This is a genomic window from Microbacterium sp. K27, assembly GCF_004794435.1.
Lineage (GTDB): Bacteria > Actinomycetota > Actinomycetes > Actinomycetales > Microbacteriaceae > Microbacterium > Microbacterium maritypicum_A.
Genome location: NZ_SSDK01000035.1, coordinates 108,837 through 130,369 on the forward strand (window position 1 = coordinate 108,837; position 21,533 = coordinate 130,369).

The window sequence follows — 21,533 nt, forward strand, 5'->3', positions numbered from 1 at the left end:
CTCGATACCGAGTCAACCGGACACTCGACTTCGGGTTTTCCGTAATGCCCGTCGCGGACTTCCTCCTTCTCCGGCCACCGTCTGCTTCACTGGGGGCATGACAGCGCATGAAGGTGAACCGCACGGTGCCGGTCTCGGTCAGCGACTGAACTGGCTGCGTGCGGGAGTTCTCGGAGCGAACGACGGCATCGTCTCGGTCGCCTCCCTCGTGGTCGGGGTCGCCGGTGCCACGACCGACAACGCGGCGCTCCTCACGGCGGGTATCGCCGGCCTGGTCGGCGGAGCCATCTCCATGGCCCTCGGGGAGTACGTCTCGGTGAGCAGTCAGCGAGACAGCGAACGCGCCCTCATCGCGAAAGAGAGCGAGGAGCTGCGCACGATGCCCGCTGTGGAGCTCGATGAACTCACGCAGCTCTATCGCGAGAGGGGGCTCTCGGACGAGACGGCGCGACAGGTGGCCGAAGAGCTCACCGCGCACGATGCCCTCGCCGCGCACCTGGAGGTCGAACTCGGCATCGACCAGGACGACCTCGTCAATCCCTGGCATGCGGCCATGTCGTCGGCGATCGCTTTCACCCTCGGCGCGCTATTGCCCTTGCTCGCCATCCTCCTTCCGCCGCCGGAGTGGCGGGTTCCGGTGACCTTCGTCGCCGTCCTCCTCGCCCTGGCCGTCACGGGAACACTGTCCGCGAAGATCGGAGGTTCGGCGCCCGTGCGAGCATCGGTCCGACTGGTGATCGGTGGTGGGCTCGCCCTGGCGGCGACCTGGCTCATCGGCACGCTTCTCGGCACGACGGGCGTCGTCTAGAGAAAGCGCGAAGAGAAACAGCGAAGGGCGGATGCCGAAGCACCCGCCCTTCGTGAAACGTTCCGATGATCAGTTCGACATGAAGCCGACGAGCAGTCCGCCCGTGACCTTCACTGCGAGGTTGTAGATTCCCGCGACGACGGCGCCGAGCACCGTGAAGACGATGAGGTTCAGGATCGCGACAACCGCCGCGAACGCCATCACCTGCGGAAGTCCGACGACCTCGGAGAGCACGAACGTGTTGTCGGTGATGCCGAGCAGGAAGCTCTCCGCCGTGGTCATGATCCCCGTCGCCTGGAACACCAGGAAGATGAGGAAGAACGAGACCATCGTGACGACCGCGAGGGCCACCGCTCCGAGGAACGAGAGCTTCACGGCCGACCAGAAGTCCACGTAGACCAGTCGGAGGCGTACCTGCTTGCCGCTGGTCTTGCGGGTCGACTTCTTCGCCAGCTTGTCGGCCACTGTGCTCATGCGTCTGTATCCTCGGGGGTCGGTGTCGTCTCGGGGGCCTGGGTCTCGGCATCCTCCGCATCCGCCTCGTCTTCGGCGAGGCCACGCTCACCGTTACGGGCGATGGCGAGGATGCGATCGGCCTCCGTCGTCCGGGCGAACACCACTCCCATGGTGTCTCGACCCTTGGCGGGGACCTCGGCCACGGCAGAGCGTACCACCTTGCCGCTGGAGAGAACCACCAAGACCTCGTCGTCCTCGGAGACGATCAGACCACCCGCGAGAGTGCCCCGATCGTCGTTGAGCTTGGCGACCTTGATGCCTGTTCCGCCGCGTCCCTGCACCCGATACTCCTCCACCGCGGTGCGCTTCGCGTAGCCTCCGTCGGTCACGACGAAGACGAACTTGCCCGGAGCTGCGACGGATGCCGAGAGCAGGCAGTCCTCGTCGATCTTGAACTTCATGCCGCGGACACCGGCCGTCGCCCGACCCATCGGCCGCAGGGCCTCATCGGTCGCCTCGAAGCGCACCGACATGCCGCGGCGGCTGATGAGGAGGATGTCGTCCTCGGCGTTCACGAGCAATGCGCTGACGAGCTCGTCCTCGTCGTTCAGACGGATCGCGATGACGCCGCCCTGGCGGTTGGTGTCGTACGCCTCGAGTCGCGTCTTCTTGACGAGGCCCTCACGGGTCGCCAGCACCAGGTAGTCGGCCACCTGGTAGTCGCGGATGTCGAGCACCTGGGCGATGTTCTCGTCCGGCTGCAGGGCGAGCAGGTTCGCGACGTGCATGCCCTTCGCGTCGCGTCCGGCCTCGGGCACCTCGTAGGTCTTCGCGCGGTAGACGCGCCCCTTGTCGGTGAAGAACAGCAGCCAGTGGTGCGTGGTCGTCACGAAGAAGTGCTCGACGATGTCGTTCGCGCGCAGCTGCGCACCCTTGACGCCCTTGCCGCCACGGTGCTGAGAACGGTAGTTGTCGCTGCGCGTGCGCTTGATGTACCCCTCGCGCGTGACGGTGACGACCATCTCCTCTTCGGCGATGAGGTCTTCCATCGAGACATCGCCGTCGAAGCCGTGCAGGATGTGCGTGCGACGCTCGTCGCCGAAGCGGTCGACGATGCCCGTCAGTTCTTCGCGGATGATGGTGCGCTGACGACCCTCGTCGGCCAGGATCGCCTTGTAATCGGTGATCTGCGCTTCGAGCTCGTTCGCCTGATCGATGATCTTCTGACGCTCGAGAGCCGCAAGACGGCGCAGCTGCATCTGCAGGATCGCGTCGGCCTGGATCTCGTCGATGTCGAGGAGCTTCTGGAGTCCCTCGTTCGCATCCGCCGTGGTCTGCGAGCGGCGGATGAGCGCGATGACCTCGTCGAGGGCGTCGAGCGCCTTCAGATATCCGCGCAGGATGTGCATGCGCTTCTCGGCCTCGCGCAGACGGAACTCGGTGCGGCGGACGATCACGTCGATCTGGTGGGAGATCCAGTGCGTGATGAAACCGTCGATCGCGAGGGTGCGCGGCACACCGTCGACGATCGCGAGCATGTTCGCGCCGAAGTTCTCCTGCAGCTGCGTGTGCTTGTAGAGGTTGTTCAGCACGACCTTCGCGACCGCGTCGCGCTTGAGCACGACGACCAGACGCTGACCCGTGCGGTCCGACGACTCATCGCGGATGTCGGCGATGCCGGTGATCTTGCCGTCACGGGCGAGGTCGCCGATCTTCACCGCCACGTTGTCGGGGTTCACCTGGTACGGCAGCTCGGTGATGACGAGGCAGGTGCGGCCCTGGATCTCCTCGACGTTGACGACCGCGCGCATCGTGATCGAGCCGCGACCCGTGCGGTACGCCTCGTGGATGCCCTTGGTGCCGAGGATCTGCGCACCGGTCGGGAAGTCGGGACCGGGGACGCGCTGGATGAGACCTTCGAGCAGCTCCTCACGGGAGATGCCGGGGTTGTCGAGTGCCCAGAGCGCCGCATCGGACACCTCGCGCAGGTTGTGCGGGGGGATGTTCGTGGCCATGCCGACCGCGATACCGACCGAGCCGTTGACGAGCAGGTTCGGGAAGCGGGCCGGGAGGACCGTCGGCTCCTGCGTCTGGCCGTCGTAGTTGTCGGTGAAGTCGACGGTGTCTTCTTCGATGTCGCGCACCATCTCGAGCGCGAGCGGGGCCATCTTGGTCTCGGTGTATCGCGGGGCTGCCGCGCCCATGTTGCCCGGGGACCCGAAGTTGCCCTGGCCGAGAGCCAGCGGATACCGCAGCGACCACGGCTGCACCAGTCGCACGAGGGCGTCGTAGATCGCCGAGTCGCCGTGCGGGTGGTACTGGCCCATGACCTCGCCCACCACACGGGCGCACTTCGAGAACGACTTGTCGGGGCGGAAGCCGCCGTCGTACATGCCGTAGATCACACGGCGGTGCACGGGCTTGAGCCCGTCGCGCACGTCGGGGAGCGCGCGCCCCACGATGACGGCCATCGCGTAGTCGAGGTAGCTGCGCTGCATCTCCGACTGCAGGTCGACCTGATCGATCTTGCCGTGATCGTGTTCCGGCTCGGTGCGTTCTTCGTCAGTCATGAATCAATCTCTCTGTCACACATCTGGTCTGAGCCCGCGGGCATCAGATGTCGAGGAAGCGGACGTCCTTGGCGTTGCGCTGGATGAAGCTGCGTCGGGACTCGACGTCCTCGCCCATCAGCACGCTGAAGATCTCGTCGGCCGCGGCGGCATCCTCGATGGTGATCTGCTGCAGGGTGCGCGTGGTGTGATCCATCGTCGTCTCCCACAGCTCCTTCGGGTTCATCTCACCGAGACCCTTGTACCGCTGGATGCCGGCGTCCTTCGGGATCCGCTTGCCGTTGTCGATGCCGTGCTTGAGCAGGGCATCGCGCTCGGCGTCGCTGAACACGTACTCGTGCGCGGAGTTGGACCACTTCAGGCGGTACAGCGGCGGCATCGCGAGGTACACGAAGCCGGCCTCGATCAGACCGCGCATGTAGCGGAAGAGCAGCGTCAGCAGCAGCGTGGTGATGTGCTGGCCATCGACGTCGGCATCGGCCATCAGCACGATCTTGTGATAGCGCGCCTTCTCGATGTCGAACTCTTCGCCGATGCCCGTGCCGAAGGCCTGGATCATCGCCTGGACTTCCTTGTTGCCCAGGGCCTTGTCGAGACGCGCACGCTCGACGTTGAGGATCTTCCCTCGCAGCGCCAGGATCGCCTGCGTGTGCGGGTCGCGACCCTGCACCGCGGAGCCACCGGCCGAGTCACCCTCCACCAGGAAGATCTCGCTGATGGACGGGTCCTTGCTCGTGCAGTCCTTGAGCTTGTCCGGCATGGCGGCCGACTCGAAGACGCTCTTGCGGCGGGCGGTCTCGCGCGCCTTGCGGGCGGCGAGGCGAGCGGTCGCGGCGTCGATCGCCTTGCGGATGACGTTCTTCGCCTGGTTCGGGTTGCGCTCGAACCAGTCCCCGAGCTGATCGCCGACGACCTTCTGCACGAAAGCCTTCGCCTCGGTGTTGCCGAGCTTGGTCTTCGTCTGGCCCTCGAACTGCGGTTCGCCGAGCTTGATCGAGATGACCGCCGTCAGGCCCTCGCGCACGTCGTCGCCGGAGAGGTTGTCGTCCTTCTCCTTGAGCAGGTTGTTCGCGCGGGCGTACTTGTTGACCAGGGTGGTCAGCGCCGCGCGGAAGCCCTCCTCGTGCGTTCCACCCTCGTGGGTGTTGATCGTGTTCGCATAGGTGAACACGTTCTCGGTGTAGGACGTGGTCCACTGCATCGCGACTTCGAGCGAGATCTTGCGCTCGGTGTCCTCCGATTCGAACGCGATGATCTCGTCGTTGACGACTTCGGCGTGACGCACCTTGTTGAGGTACTCGACGTAGTCGACGAGACCCCGTTCGTAGAAGAACACGTCGCCGGGCTGCTTGGTGACGGTGGCCCCGTCTTCCTCCACCTCGTAGGCGGAGGACTCCCGCTCGTCGCGCAGCTCGATGCGAAGGCCTTTGTTGAGGAACGCCATCTGCTGGAACCGCGTACGGAGGGTGTCGTACTCGAACTCGATCGTCTCGGTGAAGATCGAGGCGTCCGGCCAGAACGTGATGCTCGTTCCGGTCTCTTCGGTCGCTTCGCCCTTCTCGAGCTTCTGCTGGGGGATACCGCCGTCGGCGAAGCTGTGCCGCCAGACGAAGCCCTTCTGCTTGACCTCGACGTCGAAGCGCGTCGACAGCGCGTTCACGACGGAGGAGCCGACACCGTGCAGACCACCGGAGACGGCGTAGGCGCCACCGCCGAACTTTCCACCGGCGTGCAGGATGGTGAGCACGACCTCGACCGTCGACTTGTTGGGGTCCGACGAGTGCGGGTCGACCGGGATGCCGCGACCGTTGTCGACGACTCGCACACCGCCATCCGCGAGCATCGTCACGAAGATCGTGTCGGCGTAACCGGCCAGTGCCTCATCGACGGAGTTGTCGACGATCTCGTAGACCAGGTGGTGGAGTCCTCGAGGCCCGGTGGACCCGATGTACATGCCGGGGCGCTTGCGCACGGCTTCGAGGCCTTCGAGGATCTGGATCGAATCCGCACCGTACTCACCCGGCTGCTTCGCCTTGGGTGCGATGGTGCCCTCGGTTGCGGGGGTTCCCCCGGTGTTCGATTCCGTCTCGTCAGCAGGGGATTCAGGCGTCATCAGAGGGCATTCTCCACATCGATATCACGAACTCCCATTCTAGCGGAGTTTCATCGGGAAATGCCGCTCAACGGCCGTGTGTGGGCCTCTGAGCCTTTCGACCCCCTCGCGTGGTGCCCTACCCGTAGGTATCGCGCGGGCCCCGTCCTGGAACGGCTCTGGGACCCCATTTCCACGAGGGAACGTCCGGTCCGATGAAGCGGAGGTTCTCGACGCCCGCATCGGGATACCGTCGGCCGATCTCGGTGAGAATCGTCGCCCGCATGAACTGCAGGTTCTTCGCCCACGCGGTCGAGTCGCACTTCACGGTGAGCAGGCCGCGCTCCAGGGAGACGGGTTCGGAGTGCTTCGCGGTGTCTGCGCCTGCGAGATCAGCCCATTGGCGTACGAGATCTTCTCGCGCGAGGGTGATCTGCCAGCCCGAGTCACGACTCAGCTTGTCGAGCACCGCACCGAGCGCGCCGGGGTCTCGCCCGGGCGTGAAAGGTGCGTTGTCGTCGTCGGTCGCGATGCGTCGCTTGCGTTTCCAGCTCTTGGAACTCGGCTGCAGCCCGCGCAGCCGCAGATAGGTGCCGATCGTCTCGGGAACATCGGCCACCGGAGGGGGAGTGTCCGGAGTCGCTGCCGAGGGGCTCGAAGCGGACGGATGGCGTGCCGCGTCAGTCATCCGTCGCCTCCCGCTCGTCGCTGATGGTTCCGGCGCTGATCCGTACCACGTGGGCATGCAGCACCTCGGGGATATCCTCCTCCACCGCTGCCGTGACCACCACTTGCTCATAACCGGCGGTCAAGGCCGCCAGCCGCTGACGCCGATCGGCGTCGAGTTCTGCGAAGACGTCGTCGAGGATGAGCACCGGATCGCCGGCGGGAGATTCGCTGCGGAGCAGCTCGGCCGATGCGAGCCGCAGGGCGAGAGCCACCGACCACGACTCCCCGTGGGAGGCGTATCCCTTGACCGGGAGGTCGCGGACCCGCAGCACCAGGTCGTCTCGGTGCGGCCCGGTGAGGGTCAGTCCGCGATCGAGTTCTTTCGATCGCTTCGCCGCGAGGGATGCGCGGAACACCTCGGCGATACGAATCGGATCGGTGAGTCTGTCTGCGGACGGCCCCGTCTCGGCACCTTCCGCTCCCTCTTCCCCCTCTTCGGGGTCTCCGCCGCCCACCGAGAGCGCCCATTCCAGCTGGGGACGATGATCTGCACCGGCGATCGCCTCGTAGGCATCGGCCACGGGCTGCTGCAGATCCGCCGCCAGGCGCTGACGGGCGGTGATGATCTCCGATCCGAGGGAGACCAGCTTGTCGTCCCAGACGTCCAGAGTGCTCAGACCTTCGCCGCGAACGCCGCGAGCACGCGCCGACTTCAGCAGCGCATTGCGCTGCTTCAGGACGCGGTCGTAGTCGGCGAGCACAGCGGCGAGCCTCGGCGTGCGCTGGATGAGGAGCTGATCGGTGAAGCGGCGCCGAGCTGAGGGGTCTCCCCTCACGATCTGCAGGTCTTCCGGAGCGAACAGCACGACGTGCGCGTAGCGGGGGAGTTCGTTCGGCTTCGACGGCGATCCGTTGATGCGAGCCTTGTTCGATCCCTGCCTGTTCACCTGGATCTCGGCGAGCACGCGACGCTCTCCGTGCGACAGTCGGGCACGGATCACCGCGAACTCCTGGCCATCGCGGACCATCGGCGCATCAGATGACACCCGGTGCGACCCGAGCGTGGCGAGGAATACCACGGCTTCTGCCAGATTCGTCTTTCCCTGACCGTTGCGCCCGACGAGCACGTTGGGTCCGCGATGGAGGGTGAGTTCAGCGGTCGCGTAATTGCGGAAATCGACCAGACTCAGGTGCTCCACAATCACGGAGTCAGCCTACCTTCGGGGTCTGACAGTCCGGATTCCCCGAGGAACGTTCCGGGTATGGATGAAGCGGAGAAGATCAGCGCAGGAGGAGGTTCGGCTGGAGCAGGTACTTGAACGAGTCGAGACCCGCCTGGTCGACCGAGGTCTGGCTCGTGATGAGCACGGGGCTCAGCTTGTTGGCGTTGTCGCTCGACGTGAACGTGACGCGCACGAACTCGCTCTTGACGGCGCCGAGAGCCTCGATCAGGTACTGCGGGTTCAGGCCCAGCGTGACCTCATCGCCACCGGAGAGGATCGCGTCGACCGACTCGGATGCCCGTGCGTGGTCTCCGCCGGAGGCGTCCATCGTCACACTGTCGTTCGAGAACGTGAAACGCAGGGGAGCAGCACGATCGAGCACGAGTGAGACTCGGCGAACGGCCTCGACGAGGTCTGCGGTGTTCACGACCGCGTAGTGGTCGGTCTGCTCGGGGAACAGTCGGCGTACAGGCGGGAAGTTGCCCTTGATCAGGAGAGAAGTGACGGTCTTGTTGCCCGCGGTGAAGGCGATGATCTCTCGGTCGCCCGCTCCGGAGAACGCCACCTGGATCGTGCCGGCGTGTCCGAAGGTCTTGCCGACCTCGAGCAGAGTGCGGGCAGGGACCAGTGCGGTGGCTTCGACGGCCTCGCCGTCCCACGGCACATCCCGCAGCGAGACGCGGTAGCGGTCTGTCGCGACGAGGCTCAGGGTGTGTCCCGAGACCTCGAGCTGCACACCCGTGAGCACAGGAGTCACGTCGTCACGCGACGCGGCGAATCCGACCTGGGCGATCGCCGTGCCGAAGTCGTCGGCCGGGACCACACCGGAGGAACCGGTCACCTCGGGGATCGAGGGGTATTCCTCGACGGGCATGGCTGCGAGGGTGAATCGTGCGGAGCCGCAGGTGACCGCGATGCCCCCGTCTTCCTCGACGGCGATCTCGATCGGAGCGTTCGGAAGTCGGCTGGCGATGTCCGAGAGAAGCCGGCCGTGCACCAGGATCGTTCCCGGGGTCTCGACCGTCGCCTCGATGGTGGTGCGGGCGGAAGCCTCGTAGTCGAATGCCGAGAGCGTCAGACCGGAACCATCGGCTTCGATCAGGACGCCGGCGAGGATCGGCTGAGGATTGCGCTGCGGCAGAAGCTTGACGACGAACGAGACAGCCTCGCTGAAGACATCGCGGTTGACCTGAAACCTCACGGGTGCTCCCTTGTCGTCGAACTGTGACGCGTTGTCGTCGCCCCTGCCGGTGCAGGGCTTCCCATGCTAGCCCCACAGTCCGGCGTATCCCTACGCCGAGGTTCCTGTCATTCGGTCGACCAGTTGTCCCCACCGTCTGGTGATCGGATCGCGCCTTGAATGACTTAACTCCTTAACGGTGTTAACAGCTGTGGATACTGTGGATAACTCGGTGGATAGCAGTGGCGAGTAGGGAACTACACAGTTGTCAGTTGTGGAAACCCTGAGGAATCCGCGGGTTCCGGGCTTTCCGGTCGGTGATGGCCCTCCCCGAGTTATCCACAGGTTTGGGTGATCAGCCCACATTCGTCCCGATGGAATCCACGGTCATCCACAAGTTATCCACATGTGCATAGAGGCATCTATCCGACGATCAGAATCCCTGTCGGGCTCACAAAAAAGGGGAGGACGGCACCGGTTCAGGTGCTGTCCTCCCCTTTTCTCGGAGACGCGGCGTGTCAGCGTCGTCCGAGCTGCGTGGTGATCTCGGTGACCTGGTTGTAGATGGAGCGGCGCTCCTTCATGAGCTCGCTGATCTTCTTGTAGGCGTACATGACCGTGGTGTGGTCGCGGTTGCCGAAGAGCTGTCCGATCTTCGGCAGGGAGAGACTGGTCCGCTCGCGACACAGGTACATCGCGATCTGGCGGGCGGTCGCGATCTGCTGCGACCGGCTGGAGCCGTAGAGGTCGTCGACCGTGAGCTTGAAGTACTGTGCAGTCGCCGTGATGATGTCGGTCGGCGAGATGATGTTGTCCTCGGCCGTGTCGATGATGTCGCGGAGCACGGTCTGCGCCAGGGAGATGTCGAGAGCGGAGCGGTTCAGGCTCGCGAAGGCCGACACCCGGATGAGTGCGCCCTCCAGTTCGCGGATGTTCGATGACACCACGGTCGCGATGTACTCGAGTACCTCGTCGGGAATATGGAGGGCCTCGCTCTGCGCCTTCTTCCGGAGGATCGCGATACGCGTCTCGAGGTCGGGCGCCTGCACGTCGGTGATCAGACCCCACTCGAAGCGGCTGCGCATACGGTCCTCGAACCCGGTCAGGTGCTTCGGGGCCACGTCGCTGGTGATCACGACCTGCTTGTTGTGATCGTGCAGCGTGTTGAAGGTGTGGAAGAAGGCTTCCTGCGTCTCGGCGCGTCCCTGCAGGAACTGGATGTCGTCGATCAGGAGGATGTCGACGTCGCGGTAGCGCGCCTGGAACGCGGCGCCGCGGTTGTTCGCGATCGAGTTGATGAAGTCGTTCGTGAACTCCTCGCTCGAGACGTAGCGGACCTTGACCCCTGCGTAGAGGGATTGCGCGTAGTCGCCGATGGCGTGAAGGAGGTGGGTCTTCCCGAGACCGGAGTCTCCATAGATGAAGAGGGGGTTGTAGGCCTTGGCCGGCGCTTCGGCGACCGCGACGGCGGCGGCGTGCGCGAAGCGGTTGGACTGTCCGATCACGAAGTTGTCGAAGGTGTACTTCGGATTCAGCCGCGATTCGTGGCGCAGCTGGGTCGGCTGTTCCATGGGGGATTCGACACGCACCTGCTCGTGGCGCCCGAAGTCGCCGACCGCGATCGGCGCCGTCTGCTGCTCTGCCAGCTCGTGGTTGACGACGACGCGGTAGGACGTGACCTCTTCGCCGATGTGCGAGAGGGCCTCCATGATCGGCAGGCGCAGGCGCTTGTTGATCTGCGCCGCGGTGAGATCGTTCGGCACTTCCAGATACAGCGTCGCTGACATCACCCCTGCCGGGACGGCGAGACTGAGGAAGCCCTGCAGCTGAGGTGTGACCCGATCGTCGTCGACCAGAAGCTCCTGCACCGTGGTCCAGATGGGGACGTCGGGCTGGGCAGGTGATGACATGACGCTCCGGACGAGTGATCGAGGCGGGGTCGACGTGCCGTGTCCCCTGTGGATAACTTAGGATGCCACGGTAGTCATCCCGGCTGTGAACGGCAACCTGCCCTTGAAAACACGCGTGCGTGTTGCAGCTGCCGGCCGACCCGGGGTTGTGGATAATGGCTGTGCGGTTCGTACCGGAAGACCACCAGAGGAGCGCGCAGATTTGCTCTGCGCGCCGGTAAGACGTACCCTTACTTGGTTGACTTATGCCATTTTTGGCAGTACCCCATGTCTCCGGTCGAAGTGAACCCGGTGGCAGCATTCCCGGAGTGATTCCATGAGCAAGCGCACCTTCCAGCCCAACAACCGTCGTCGCGCCAAGAAGCACGGCTTCCGTGCCCGCATGCGTACGCGTGCAGGCCGCGGCATCCTCGCTGCACGCCGTGCGAAGGGCCGCACCGAGCTCTCTGCGTAGTCCGCTGTGCTCGCCCGCCCGTATCGGCTGACCCGCGGGAGCGACTATCGTCTGGTCGTTCGTCGCGGTTCCCGTTGTGGCGGGGCGCGCGTCATCACCTCGATGCTGACGACGGGCGAGAGCAGAGCCGCAAGGTTCGGATTCATCATCAGCAAGCAGGTAGGCACCGCTGTGGTGCGCAACACCGTGCGTCGTCGGCTCAAAGCCGTGTGCGCGGAGGCGCTCCCGGGTGTTCCCGAGGGCACGGATGTCGTCATCCGTGCCCTTCCTGCGTCTGCCACGGCCTCCTTCGCGGAGCTTCGAGCCGATGTCGAACGCTGCTTGGGCAGACTGACGCCGGCTCCTGCCGCGGTGTCGGCATGACCGCGCTTCCAGCCTCGTCTGTCGGGACCGCGCAGTTGCACGCGCAGGACCTGATCCGCAGCATCCCGGTGATCCCGCGCAATCTCGTGCTGGGATTCCTCACCGCGTATCGCAAGGTCATCTCCCCGATGTACGGAGATGTCTGTGCGTACTATCCCAGCTGTTCCGCCTACGCTGTAGGTGCGGTGCAGCAGCACGGTGCAGTGAAGGGAGCAGCGCTCTCGGCATGGCGCATCCTCCGCTGCAACCCCTGGACTACCGGCGGCGTCGATGATGTCCGTCCGCACGACCACTTCCGTTACGACCTGACTGCACACGGTTTCGTCGTCCCTTCCCGAAAGGACTGATCGGTGGGTCTTGACCTTCTGCTCGCCAGTGCGACTCCCAGCCCCGAACCCGCGGCAGGTGGGTTCGATCTGATCGGCACCATCCTGTGGCCGCTCAAGTGGGTCGTCGAGCTCATCCTCGTCGCCTGGCACTGGCTGTTCACCGCCGTCGGGCTTCCTGCGGCATCCGGCATCACCTGGGTGCTGTCGATCGTCGGACTCGTCGTCGTGGTCCGTGCCGCTCTGATCCCGCTTTTCGTGAAGCAGATCAAGAGTCAGCGAAAGATGATGGAAATTGCTCCTGAACTGCGAAAAGTTCAGGAGAAGTACCGCGGCAAGAAGGATCAGCTCTCTCGCGAGGCCATGAGCCGCGAAACCATGGCGCTGTACAAGAAGCACGGCACGACACCGATGTCGAGCTGTCTGCCTCTGCTGGTGCAGATGCCGATCTTCTTCTCGCTGTACAGCGTGCTGAGCGATGTGAGCAAGCATGCGAAGGCAGGTGGTGGTGGCGTCGGGCTCCTGAGCCCGGAGCTGACGAAGGAGTTCTACGACGCCAAGCTGTTCGGCGTCGCCTCGCTGCACGAGAACCTCGGCAATGCGATCGATGCGAAGAACACTACGGCGATCGTCATCCTGGTCACGCTCGTCGTCCTCATGATCGCTTCGCAGTTCTTCACACAGCTGCAGATCATCTCGAAGAACCTGTCGCCCGAGGCCAAGACCGGCCAGGCGTACCAGATGCAGAAGATCATGCTCTACGTGCTGCCGCTGGGCTTCATCTTCTCCGGTGTCTTCTTCCCGCTGGGCGTCGTCGTGTACTGGTTCATCTCGAATCTCTGGACCATGGGCCAGCAGTTCCTCGTCATCCGCGAGATGCCGACACCCGGTTCAGAAGCCGCCAAGGCTCGCGAGGAGCGTCTCGCCCGCAAGGGCAAGGCCATCGATTCCTCGGGCAAGGTCGTCCCGATGGCCGCTTATGAGGCGGAGCAGCAGCGTCTGCTCGAAGAGGCCGAGAAGGCCAAGGCGGAAGCACCGAAGCGTCAGCAGCCGGTCGGCAAGAAGCGCGCGAAGAAGAAGGGGAGCGGTTCATGAGCGAGACCATGACCGACAGCACCGAGCCCACCGTGGCTCAGCTCGAGAACGAAGGCGACGTCGCCGCGGACTATCTCGAGGAACTTCTCGACATCGCGGACATCGATGGCGACTTGAACCTCGACGTTCGTCAGGGCCGCGCTTATGTCTCGGTCGAGGCCGAGGGAGATGCATTGGCGTTGCTCTCCGCCCCGGATACGGTGCAGGCGCTGCAGGAACTGACGCGTCTCGCGGTGCAGAGCAAGACCGGGTCGTTCTCTCGACTGATCCTCGACATCGCCGGCTCCCGCGACACCCGTCGCCGTCAGTTGGAGACGTTGGTCGATGCCGCCGCCGCGAAGCTCGACGAGGGCTCGTCCCAGGCGTCCCTGCCTTCGATGTCGAGTTACGAGCGTAAGCTGGTGCACGACATTGCTGCCGAACGGGGTCTGGTCTCCGAGTCCTACGGTGAGGGCGCCGACCGCCACACGGTTCTTCGCCGTCGTTGATGTTTCACGTGAAACATCGTTTCGGGGGCAGGCATGAGTGAGCTGGAGCAGGAACCCTCGGTCGCTTCCGATCTCTTCGGAGACCGCATCGATGTGGCACGTTCGTTCACCTCAGCTCTCGCTCGCGAGGGGGAAGAGCGGGGCCTCATCGGTCCACTCGAGCTCCCACGGCTATGGACGCGTCACATCCTCAACAGCGTGATCGCTGCTCCCCTCTTCCACGGTTCCGTCGCTGATATCGGCTCGGGTGCCGGACTTCCTGGCCTGGTGCTCGCGATCGCCCGCCCGGACGTGCAGTGGACTCTTGTTGAACCGATGGAGCGACGCGTCACCTGGCTCAACGAGCAGGTCGATGGACTGGAGCTCTCGAACGTGACCGTTCTTCGATCGCGTGCGGAGGATGTACGTCCTGCGGAAGGCTTTGATGTCGTGACTGCTCGCGCCGTCAGCGCACTGCGCACCCTGGTTCCGTTGACTGCTCCGCTGGTTCGAGATGGCGGCGAACTCGCTCTCCTCAAGGGAATGAACGCACCGAATGAGATCGAGGCGGCCCAGAAGCAGATCAAGAAGTTCCGTCTGACGGATGTGAGGGTCGAGGTCTTGGGGGAGGGTATCCTCCCCGAGACCACCCGGGTGGTTCGCGCGCGCGTTCGCTAGGACCGTCCAGTTCCACAGGAAGGCGGGGTGTTTCACGTGAAACACCCCGCTTTTCTGTGTCGTGCTGTCGGGGCCAGTTTGTCTCGCGCCGGAGTGATGTCGGCTTTGGACGTGATGAATTGTCGGGCGCCTGTTTTCCGTAGAGGCCAGACGACCCGGGGATGCGGTTGGGCTCCCAACGGAGGATCCTGGTGGGAGCGGGCCAAGCATACCGGTGCTCCGTCCTTGCTATGTCTATCTGGGGGAAATCGGGGCTTGGGCGCCGCTCGACGCGGAGATCGCTGAAGTGCCACCCATTGCGCGGCGCACTTCTTCGTCGAGCAGACTAGAGGAGATGTTTCACGTGAAACACTGTGGATAGACGCACCTCATGGCGCAGCCTCTCGTAGTGGTCCTGTGTCTCTAGGTGCTCGAATGGGCGCAATGACTACGTTGTGGGAATAGCCATCTCGGATTGTCGTCGGTGGAGTTGTCGCGGGCTGCCAGCGTGATGGCTTGTGGGTGTGGGTGTGGGTGCGGCAGATGCGCACCAAGAAATGTTGTGCGCAGGGTTGCTGCCGGCGGGGACCCGGTCATGCCGAACACGCTTGCTGCCTGGTTTCACGTGAAACGCTGACGTCGCGTCCAGGCGCGAGATCGACGGCTCAAGCTCCACCGAGTCCCCCTTGACGGAGCGAGCACTATGTCGACCCCACCTTCGTGGATGCCCATATGCCACGGTCACGGTTCTCGATGGCTTTGGAAGGGTGCTTCACGTCAAACGTTGCCGCCTGTTCGTCGGCTATCGCGCGTGAAAACGGTTCTGCCGCGGAGAACCGCGCATGCATCGGCACGGAGAGGCGTGGTAGTGGGGTGGGGGAGGGGGCCGCTCTCTCGTGTTTGTGAGACATCTCCCTCCAGGGGGCGACGTCTTCCATGTGCACCCCATCTATGTGCGTTCCTTCCATGTGCACTTGACTCTCGGCCACCGATCACCGGTTGAGGTCCCGTTGCCGGTGTTGCGGACTGCTGCCTCTCCTGTGAGGGGAAGTCGCTGTAGAACTGCGACTCCCTGCAGAACTGTGACTACCTGTGGAGAGTGGTCTTCGCGGCGGAGCGCGATCTGATCGCCGCTTCGCACTCCGGGGCGCGGGGATTCGCGTGGTTGTCCTCCCAGCGCATGGTCAGGTGTGGATGCACTTCCTCCAGGAATCACTGCGCTGGTATTGGTGTCCGATCTCGTCCGTGCAGCCCTTCTTCACTCATGTTTCACGTGAAACGGCTCGAGGTACCGTGGTTGCGCCGCGGGCGGTCATCTCGAGGTAGGTCCTTACGAGGCTGATCGGCAGCAGCGGGGCTCGCGCGGTGCGCCGAGTCCCGCGCTCCAGCGCAAGCGGCTTTCTCCGTGAGTGCAGTACGGACGAGTTGATGTGAGGAAGAACGCCGCTCTGCGCACGGCCTTGTAAACCTTCGGTTCAGGCGCGTAGCTCGGTCAGCGCGGCTAGGAGAGTGCGGCTCAGGTATTGCGGCTAGGGGGTGCGGTCAAGGGAATGTAGTTCAGGGAGTGCGCTTCGGTTGGGGTGCACGGGCTAGGGAGCACATTTCAGGAGACGCGGCTCGGCACGAAAGCCCATGGCGCCCCAAAACTGACATACCCAGGCTGTGCCCCGCTGTCGTTCTGCCGGGCAGGAAGCGCCTCCAAGGGTGCACGCGCCTCGCGAACGACCCCCGTTTCACGTGAAACAACGGCCTCGACCGCCAAAAGGGGTCCTCAGACCTCCTGAGATCTCGGATCCCTTTCCGCCCGCTACGTACCCTCGAAGGGCCCACGGCGTACGCTCCGTCATCGAAGGGCAGTCCCAGCGATTAGAGTGGAACGCGGCCCCGAAAGGAGTGGATGTTTCACGTGAAACAGTCCGAGAAGACGTCATCGAACGGATCGTTCGGGATGGATACGCCGCTCGCGCGGGAACTCGCTGACCTCTCCGCGCGTCGGCGCGCACTCGAGGCCACCACCGTGGAGTTCACCGGGGAAACCCGTGTGCTGACGGTGTCGAATCAGAAGGGCGGTGTGGGTAAGACCACTACTGCCGTGAACATCGCCTCCGCCCTGGCGGGAATGGGGGCGAAGGTTCTGGTCATCGACCTCGACCCCCAAGGCAATGCGTCCACGGCCTTGGGTGTGCCGCACAGCGCTGAGATTCCCAGCGTCTACGACGTACTGATCGATGAGCTCCCACTGGCGGACATCGTGCAGGAGAGCCCCGAGGATTCGAACCTCTTCTGTGCGCCGAGCACCATCCATCTCGCGGGTGCAGAGATCGAACTCGTTGCACAGGTCGCCCGAGAGCATCGCCTGCGTCGCGCGCTCGAGGCGTACCTGGCCGACCACCCCATGGATTTCGTCATCATCGACTGCCCCCCTTCGCTGGGGCTGCTCACGATCAACGCCTTCACGGCCGCCACCGAGGTCTTCATCCCGATCCAGTGCGAGTACTACGCCCTCGAGGGATTGAGTCAACTGCTCGGGAGCATTCAGATGATCCAGAAGCACCTGAATCCGGTCCTTCACCTCTCCACGATCCTGCTCACGATGTTCGATGGTCGTACGCGCCTGGCGCAGCAGGTCGCCGAAGAGGTGCGTACGCACTTCCCGGAGCAGGTACTCGAGACGGTCATCCCGCGTTCCGTCCGGGTATCGGAGGCCCCCAGCTTCGGTCAGACCGTGATCGCATACGACGGTCAGTCCGCCGGCGCGATCGCGTACCGTGAGGCCGCTGTTGAAATCGCGTCGCGCACAGCGACGCAGAGCAAGGAGAAATGATGGCGAAGCGCACTGGGCTGGGTCGGGGTATCGGCGCCCTCATCCCCACAGCTGATCAGTCGGAACGTCCCGTCGACGTGTTCTTCCCTGGTGCGAGCCTGCGACAGGCGAACGCGGAGACCGCGCCGGAGGTGGAAGCCGACGCACCCGATCTCGAGATCGTCCCCGGCATCCACCTGATCCAGGTCGACCCGAACACGATCGTCGCCAACCCCCGCCAGCCTCGAACACACTTCAACCCCGAAGATCTGGCAGAACTGGTGCACAGCGTGCGTGAGTTCGGTGTGCTGCAGCCCGTCGTGGTTCGCAAGAACACCGAGGGACAGTACGAGCTCATCATGGGCGAGCGGCGCACTCGTGCCGCTCGCGAGGCAGGTCTCGACGTCATCCCCGCGATCGTCCGCGACACCGCCGACGAAGATCTCCTGCGGGACGCGCTGCTCGAGAACCTTCACCGCTCCGAGCTGAACCCGCTGGAAGAGGCCTCGGCCTATCAGCAGCTGCTCGAAGACTTCGGGATCACCCAGGAAGAGCTGGCCACTCGTATCGGACGCTCTCGTCCGCAGATCAGCAACACGATCCGTCTGCTGAAACTGCCGGTGCCGGTGCAGCAGCGGGTGGCGGCGGGAGTCCTGACCGCGGGCCACGCACGCGCGATCCTCAGCCTCGACAATCCCGAGTCCATGCAGCGCCTCGCGGACAAGGTCGTGAACGAAGACCTCTCGGTGCGCGCCACGGAGGAAGCGGCCAAGTCGCAGCCCAGCGCCGGCAAGTCCGTGAAGCCGACTCCCGGTGCACGACGTGCGTACCTCGATGAGGTCGCCGGCAAGCTCGGTGACCGGTTGAACACCCGGGTGAAGATCGCTCTAGGTGCACGAAAAGGCCAGGTCACGATCGACTTCGCTTCGATCCAGGATCTCAACCGCATTCTCGAAGAACTGGGAGAGGGCGGCTACGGCTCGTCGAAGTGATCTCCCGACAGGAGCAGCGCTAGCCTAGACTCGCGTCATCGTGACGACGAGGGGGATGTCATGTCGAGAACAGCCGGTCCAGCAGCCATCAAGCGCCGCGTGATCGCCGTCAGTATCGCGGCCGCGTTGGGTGGTTTCCTCTTCGGATTCGACACCGCCGTGATCAACGGTGCCGTCGACGCGCTGGCGGGCGACGTCTCGGGGTTCGATCTCGGGACTGCCCTGAAGGGCTTCGCCGTGTCCTCGGCCCTCATCGGCTGCGCCGTCGGTGCCTGGTTCGCGGGTCCGGTCTCCAACAAATACGGCCGCATCCCGGTCATGGTCGTCGCCGCCGCGATGTTCTTCATCTCCGCCATCGGTTCCGGTCTCGCCTTCAGCGTCGTCGATCTCATCATCTGGCGAGTCATCGGGGGCCTCGGCGTCGGTGCGGCCTCGGTGATCGCACCGGCCTACATCGCCGAGGTATCGCCGGCTGCCATCCGCGGGCGCCTCGGCTCCCTGCAGCAGCTCGCCATCGTCACCGGTATCTTCGCGGCACTGCTCTCCGACGCACTGCTCGCCGGTATCGCCGGTGCCGCGGACCAGCCGCTGTGGGGTCTCACCGCGTGGCGCTGGATGTTCATGGTGGCCGCGATCCCTGCCCTGGTCTACGGGCTCATGTCGCTTCGGCTGCCGGAATCTCCGCGATATCTGGTGCGCAAGGGTGAGCTGAAGAGAGCTGCCGACGTTCTCGAGACCGTCACCGGGACCGTCGACGTGCAGGGGAAGATCGACGAGATCACCGGAACCATCGACACGGAGCGCTCGGAGTCGCTGCGTGACCTGCGCGGCAACCGTCTCGGCCTGAAGCCGATCGTCTGGATCGGCATCCTACTGTCGGTGTTCCAGCAGTTCGTCGGCATCAACGTGATCTTCTACTACTCGACGACCCTCTGGCAGTCGGTGGGCTTCGACGAATCCAGCGCTCTGCTCACCTCCGTCATCACCTCGGTCACGAACATCGTCGTCACGATCGTGGCGATTCTGCTGGTGGATAAGATCGGTCGCCGGATCATGCTGCTGGTGGGTTCCGTCGGGATGACCGTGACGCTGGGCCTCATGGCGGTGGCATTCTCGTTCGGCACGCTGGACGCGCAGGGGACGGCGACGCTTCCCGACCCGTGGGCCACCATCGCCCTGATCTGCGCGAACGGTTTCGTCGTGTTCTTCGGCGCGAGCTGGGGTCCGTTGGTGTGGGTGCTGCTGGGCGAGATCTTCCCGAACTCGATCAGAGCCGGTGCTCTCGCCGTCGCGGCTGCAGCGCAGTGGGTCGCGAACTTCTTCATCTCCACGACGTTCCCGGCGTTCGCTGAGATCGGCCTCACGTTCGCCTACGGGTTCTACGCGTTCTTCGCGCTCCTGTCGTTCTTCTTCGTGTTCTTCAAGGTGCCGGAGACCAAGGGCAGGGAGCTCGAAGAAATGACCGAGAACATGAAGGTGGAGCGCCGGAGGGGCCCGCAGCCGACGTAGGCTGGAAGTATGACCGAGTCCGTACAGCGTCGCGCCAGCCTGGAAGTGCTGCGTGCCGAAGCGGCGGACGAACTCGCGGTTCTCATCCAGGAGCGCCTTCTCGGGGGAGAGGATCCCTGGGAGTTCATGGAAGAGCTCCCCAGCGTCGATGAGCTCGTCGTCTACCTGTTGCGCGCGGACAACATCAATGCGAACGACGGTGTGCGTCCCAATGCGGCCCGACACTATCGCGTGCTCCGGCAGATCGCCCTGGAGTACCCGGAGCTGACATCGGCCGTCTGGGGCCTGCTGGACGAGAAGCAGCGGCACCGCCGCTGGGATCCGACCGTCGCCGACGCCTCCTGAGGTGGGCGTGGTTCTCGTTCCCCACGATCCGAGCTGGGCAGCGGTCTTCGAGGATGTCGCGATGCACGACAAGCACTGAGACGAACGGCGTCGCGGCCGCGATGCGACGCGGAGACGAAGAAGGGGCCGTACCTCTCCGGGAGGTACGGCCCCTTCTTGTCAGAGGATCAGCCGATGAATGCGGCAAGGTCCTTCTCGAGCGCGAACTTGGGCTTGGCGCCGATGATGGTCGTCTTGACCTCACCACCGTGGAAGACCTTCATCGCCGGGATCGACGTGATCTGATACTTCATCGCCAGCTCGGGGTTCTCGTCGACGTTGAGCTTGAGGATGGTGATCTTGTCGGGGTTGTCGGCCTGGATCTCGTCCAGAACCGGCGCGACCATACGACACGGACCGCACCACTCAGCCCAGAAGTCCACCAGCACCGGACCGTCGGCCTGCAGAACGTCCTGCTCCCAGGTCGCCTGGCTCGTAGCCTTTGCACTCATCAGAGTTCTCCTTGATTCGAGGTTCGTCTGCTACAACAGCCGACGAGGGGAAAGTGTTCCCGGGCTATGCCGAGGCGGTGAGGATCTCAGCGGCCTCGGCCGCCGGGACCTCGACGGAGGCGTCTTCGAAGTCTGCGAGGAAGTGCTCCGCGTCGAGAGCGGCGACCGTCCCCGTGCCGGCAGCCGTGATGGCCTGACGATAGGTGGGGTCGATGACGTCGCCGGCAGCGAAGACTCCGGGAACCGAGGTCTTCGACGAACGGCCGTCGACCCAGATGGTGCCCTCCGACGTCAGCTCGAGCTTGTCATGCACGAGGTGCGTGCGCGGGTCGTTGCCGATCGCGATGAAGAGTCCGTCGAGCGGGAGGTCGCTGAGGGTGCCGTCGACGGTCGAGCGCAGCTGCACGCCGGTCACGGAGTCGCCACCGAGCACTTCGGCGACCTCACTGTTCCACACGAACTCGATCTTCTCGTTCGCGAAGGCGCGCTCCTGCATGATCTTCGACGCTCGCAGGGTGTCCTTGCGGTGGATGACGTAGACCTTGTCGGCGAAGCGGGTGAGGAACGTGGCCTCTTCCATCGCGGAATCGCCGCCTCCGACGACCGCGATCGTCTTCTCGCGGAAGAAGAACCCGTCGCACGTGGCACACCAGGAGACGCCGTAGCCCGAGAGGCGCTCTTCACCTTCGATGCCGAGCTTGCGGTAGGCGGAACCGGTCGCGTAGATCAGGGACTGCGTCTCGTGCTCCGCACCGCTGCCAAGGATGACCTTCTTGACGGGACCGTCGAGCTGCAGCTCGGTGACGTCGTCGTAGACGACCTCGGTGCCGAACTTCTCCGCCTGCTCCTGGAACTTGGCCATGAGTTCGGGGCCCTGGATGCCTTCGGGGAAGCCCGGGTAGTTCTCGACCTCGGTGGTGTTCATCAGCTCGCCGCCGACCTCGACGGAGCTCGCGATGAGCAGCGGCTTGAGGTTCGCCCTGGCCGCGTAGATGGCAGCCGTGAATCCGGCGGGGCCGGAGCCGATGATGATGACCTGACGCATGTGCTCTCCGTCTTAGAAACTGCAGTCGAATGACCTTCGAATGCTTCAACCCATGGTAACCGCGAGGCATTCCCCGCA

Annotated in this window: 19 protein-coding genes and 1 pseudogene; 11 read left to right on the plus strand and 9 right to left on the minus strand. The window is 64.3% G+C overall.

Annotated elements, in window-relative coordinates; translation table 11 throughout:
• Window positions 1-97: 97 nt before the first annotated feature.
• A complete protein-coding gene (locus DW307_RS06735) occupies window positions 98-808 on the plus strand; it encodes a VIT1/CCC1 transporter family protein (RefSeq protein WP_136024359.1) in 711 nt (236 codons plus the stop codon).
• Window positions 809-877: 69 nt separating this feature from the next.
• On the opposite strand, the gene DW307_RS06740 is transcribed toward DW307_RS06735, so the two are convergent.
• From DW307_RS06740 to dnaA, 7 genes are all read right to left on the minus strand, one after another.
• Window positions 878-1,282, minus strand: coding sequence for a DUF3566 domain-containing protein (locus DW307_RS06740; protein WP_017829919.1), 405 nt, complete (start codon window positions 1,280-1,282; stop codon window positions 878-880).
• Window positions 1,279-3,834, minus strand: coding sequence for a DNA gyrase subunit A (gene gyrA, locus DW307_RS06745; protein ID WP_021201380.1), 2,556 nt, complete (start codon window positions 3,832-3,834; stop codon window positions 1,279-1,281). Before gyrA ends, DW307_RS06740 begins: the two co-directional genes overlap by 4 nt.
• A 43-nt stretch (window positions 3,835-3,877) precedes the next feature.
• Window positions 3,878-5,947 (minus strand): DNA topoisomerase (ATP-hydrolyzing) subunit B, encoded by a 2,070-nt coding sequence (gene gyrB, locus DW307_RS06750; protein WP_021201381.1) that lies wholly within the window; start codon window positions 5,945-5,947, stop codon window positions 3,878-3,880.
• Window positions 5,948-6,065: 118 nt separating this feature from the next.
• On the minus strand, window positions 6,066-6,614 hold the full coding sequence (locus DW307_RS06755) for a DUF721 domain-containing protein (RefSeq protein ID WP_205810414.1): 549 nt from the start codon (window positions 6,612-6,614) through the stop codon (window positions 6,066-6,068).
• Entirely contained in the window at window positions 6,607-7,800 is a 1,194-nt protein-coding gene (recF, locus tag DW307_RS06760; protein WP_031208177.1) for a DNA replication/repair protein RecF, read from the minus strand. The genes DW307_RS06755 and recF overlap by 8 nt, the downstream gene beginning before the upstream one ends.
• Window positions 7,801-7,876: 76 nt before the next feature.
• Window positions 7,877-9,019: a DNA polymerase III subunit beta gene (dnaN, locus tag DW307_RS06765; protein ID WP_021201384.1), complete on the minus strand. Its 1,143-nt coding sequence runs from the start codon at window positions 9,017-9,019 to the stop codon at window positions 7,877-7,879.
• A 497-nt stretch (window positions 9,020-9,516) separates the two neighbouring features.
• Window positions 9,517-10,908 (minus strand): chromosomal replication initiator protein DnaA, encoded by a 1,392-nt coding sequence (gene dnaA / locus DW307_RS06770; RefSeq protein WP_017829913.1) that lies wholly within the window; start codon window positions 10,906-10,908, stop codon window positions 9,517-9,519.
• A 316-nt stretch (window positions 10,909-11,224) separates the two neighbouring features.
• Between dnaA and rpmH the strand changes: the two genes are divergently transcribed.
• From rpmH to DW307_RS06820, 10 genes and pseudogenes are all read left to right on the plus strand, one after another.
• Window positions 11,225-11,362 carry a 50S ribosomal protein L34 gene (gene rpmH / locus DW307_RS06775; protein WP_013584598.1) on the plus strand — a complete coding sequence of 46 codons (138 nt, stop codon included), beginning with the start codon at window positions 11,225-11,227 and terminating at the stop codon, window positions 11,360-11,362.
• A 6-nt stretch (window positions 11,363-11,368) separates the two neighbouring features.
• Complete coding sequence (rnpA, locus tag DW307_RS06780) at window positions 11,369-11,725, plus strand: ribonuclease P protein component (protein ID WP_021201385.1); 357 nt, start codon at window positions 11,369-11,371, stop codon at window positions 11,723-11,725.
• Complete coding sequence (yidD, locus tag DW307_RS06785; RefSeq protein WP_029259463.1) at window positions 11,722-12,072, plus strand: membrane protein insertion efficiency factor YidD; 351 nt, start codon at window positions 11,722-11,724, stop codon at window positions 12,070-12,072. The genes rnpA and yidD overlap by 4 nt, the downstream gene beginning before the upstream one ends.
• Window positions 12,073-12,075: 3 nt before the next feature.
• Complete coding sequence (gene yidC / locus DW307_RS06790) at window positions 12,076-13,146, plus strand: membrane protein insertase YidC (RefSeq protein WP_021201387.1); 1,071 nt, start codon at window positions 12,076-12,078, stop codon at window positions 13,144-13,146.
• Entirely contained in the window at window positions 13,143-13,634 is a 492-nt protein-coding gene (locus tag DW307_RS06795) for a Jag family protein (RefSeq protein ID WP_021201388.1), read from the plus strand. Before yidC ends, DW307_RS06795 begins: the two co-directional genes overlap by 4 nt.
• A pseudogene (gene rsmG / locus DW307_RS06800) lies at window positions 13,594-14,291 on the plus strand (16S rRNA (guanine(527)-N(7))-methyltransferase RsmG). Before DW307_RS06795 ends, rsmG begins: the two are co-directional and overlap by 41 nt.
• Window positions 14,292-16,167: 1,876 nt before the next feature.
• Window positions 16,168-17,094, plus strand: coding sequence for a ParA family protein (locus tag DW307_RS06805; protein ID WP_021201390.1), 927 nt, complete (start codon window positions 16,168-16,170; stop codon window positions 17,092-17,094).
• Window positions 17,094-18,065, plus strand: coding sequence for a ParB/RepB/Spo0J family partition protein (locus tag DW307_RS06810; protein WP_021201391.1), 972 nt, complete (start codon window positions 17,094-17,096; stop codon window positions 18,063-18,065). The genes DW307_RS06805 and DW307_RS06810 overlap by 1 nt, the downstream gene beginning before the upstream one ends.
• A gap of 60 nt (window positions 18,066-18,125) precedes the next feature.
• On the plus strand, window positions 18,126-19,574 hold the full coding sequence (locus tag DW307_RS06815) for a sugar porter family MFS transporter (RefSeq protein ID WP_197024849.1): 1,449 nt from the start codon (window positions 18,126-18,128) through the stop codon (window positions 19,572-19,574).
• A gap of 9 nt (window positions 19,575-19,583) precedes the next feature.
• A complete protein-coding gene (locus DW307_RS06820; RefSeq protein WP_021201393.1) occupies window positions 19,584-19,919 on the plus strand; it encodes a hypothetical protein in 336 nt (111 codons plus the stop codon).
• A 167-nt stretch (window positions 19,920-20,086) separates the two neighbouring features.
• On the opposite strand, the gene trxA is transcribed toward DW307_RS06820, so the two are convergent.
• Window positions 20,087-20,410 (minus strand): thioredoxin, encoded by a 324-nt coding sequence (trxA, locus tag DW307_RS06825; RefSeq protein WP_021201395.1) that lies wholly within the window; start codon window positions 20,408-20,410, stop codon window positions 20,087-20,089.
• 64 nt (window positions 20,411-20,474) lie between these two features.
• Window positions 20,475-21,455: a thioredoxin-disulfide reductase gene (gene trxB / locus DW307_RS06830; RefSeq protein WP_021201396.1), complete on the minus strand. Its 981-nt coding sequence runs from the start codon at window positions 21,453-21,455 to the stop codon at window positions 20,475-20,477.
• Window positions 21,456-21,533: the final 78 nt, after the last annotated feature.

Coding starts and splice junctions, on each gene's coding strand:
- DW307_RS06735 (WP_136024359.1), top strand. CDS start 98: ATGACAGCGCATGAAGGTGAACCGCACGGTGCCGGTCTCGGTCAGCGA.
- DW307_RS06740 (WP_017829919.1), bottom strand. CDS start 1,282: ATGAGCACAGTGGCCGACAAGCTGGCGAAGAAGTCGACCCGCAAGACC.
- gyrA (WP_021201380.1), bottom strand. CDS start 3,834: ATGACTGACGAAGAACGCACCGAGCCGGAACACGATCACGGCAAGATC.
- gyrB (WP_021201381.1), bottom strand. CDS start 5,947: ATGACGCCTGAATCCCCTGCTGACGAGACGGAATCGAACACCGGGGGA.
- DW307_RS06755 (WP_205810414.1), bottom strand. CDS start 6,614: ATGACTGACGCGGCACGCCATCCGTCCGCTTCGAGCCCCTCGGCAGCG.
- dnaA (WP_017829913.1), bottom strand. CDS start 10,908: ATGTCATCACCTGCCCAGCCCGACGTCCCCATCTGGACCACGGTGCAG.
- rpmH (WP_013584598.1), top strand. CDS start 11,225: ATGAGCAAGCGCACCTTCCAGCCCAACAACCGTCGTCGCGCCAAGAAG.
- yidD (WP_029259463.1), top strand. CDS start 11,722: ATGACCGCGCTTCCAGCCTCGTCTGTCGGGACCGCGCAGTTGCACGCG.
- DW307_RS06795 (WP_021201388.1), top strand. CDS start 13,143: ATGAGCGAGACCATGACCGACAGCACCGAGCCCACCGTGGCTCAGCTC.
- DW307_RS06805 (WP_021201390.1), top strand. CDS start 16,168: ATGTTTCACGTGAAACAGTCCGAGAAGACGTCATCGAACGGATCGTTC.
- DW307_RS06810 (WP_021201391.1), top strand. CDS start 17,094: ATGGCGAAGCGCACTGGGCTGGGTCGGGGTATCGGCGCCCTCATCCCC.
- DW307_RS06815 (WP_197024849.1), top strand. CDS start 18,126: ATGTCGAGAACAGCCGGTCCAGCAGCCATCAAGCGCCGCGTGATCGCC.
- DW307_RS06820 (WP_021201393.1), top strand. CDS start 19,584: ATGACCGAGTCCGTACAGCGTCGCGCCAGCCTGGAAGTGCTGCGTGCC.
- trxA (WP_021201395.1), bottom strand. CDS start 20,410: ATGAGTGCAAAGGCTACGAGCCAGGCGACCTGGGAGCAGGACGTTCTG.
- trxB (WP_021201396.1), bottom strand. CDS start 21,455: ATGCGTCAGGTCATCATCATCGGCTCCGGCCCCGCCGGATTCACGGCT.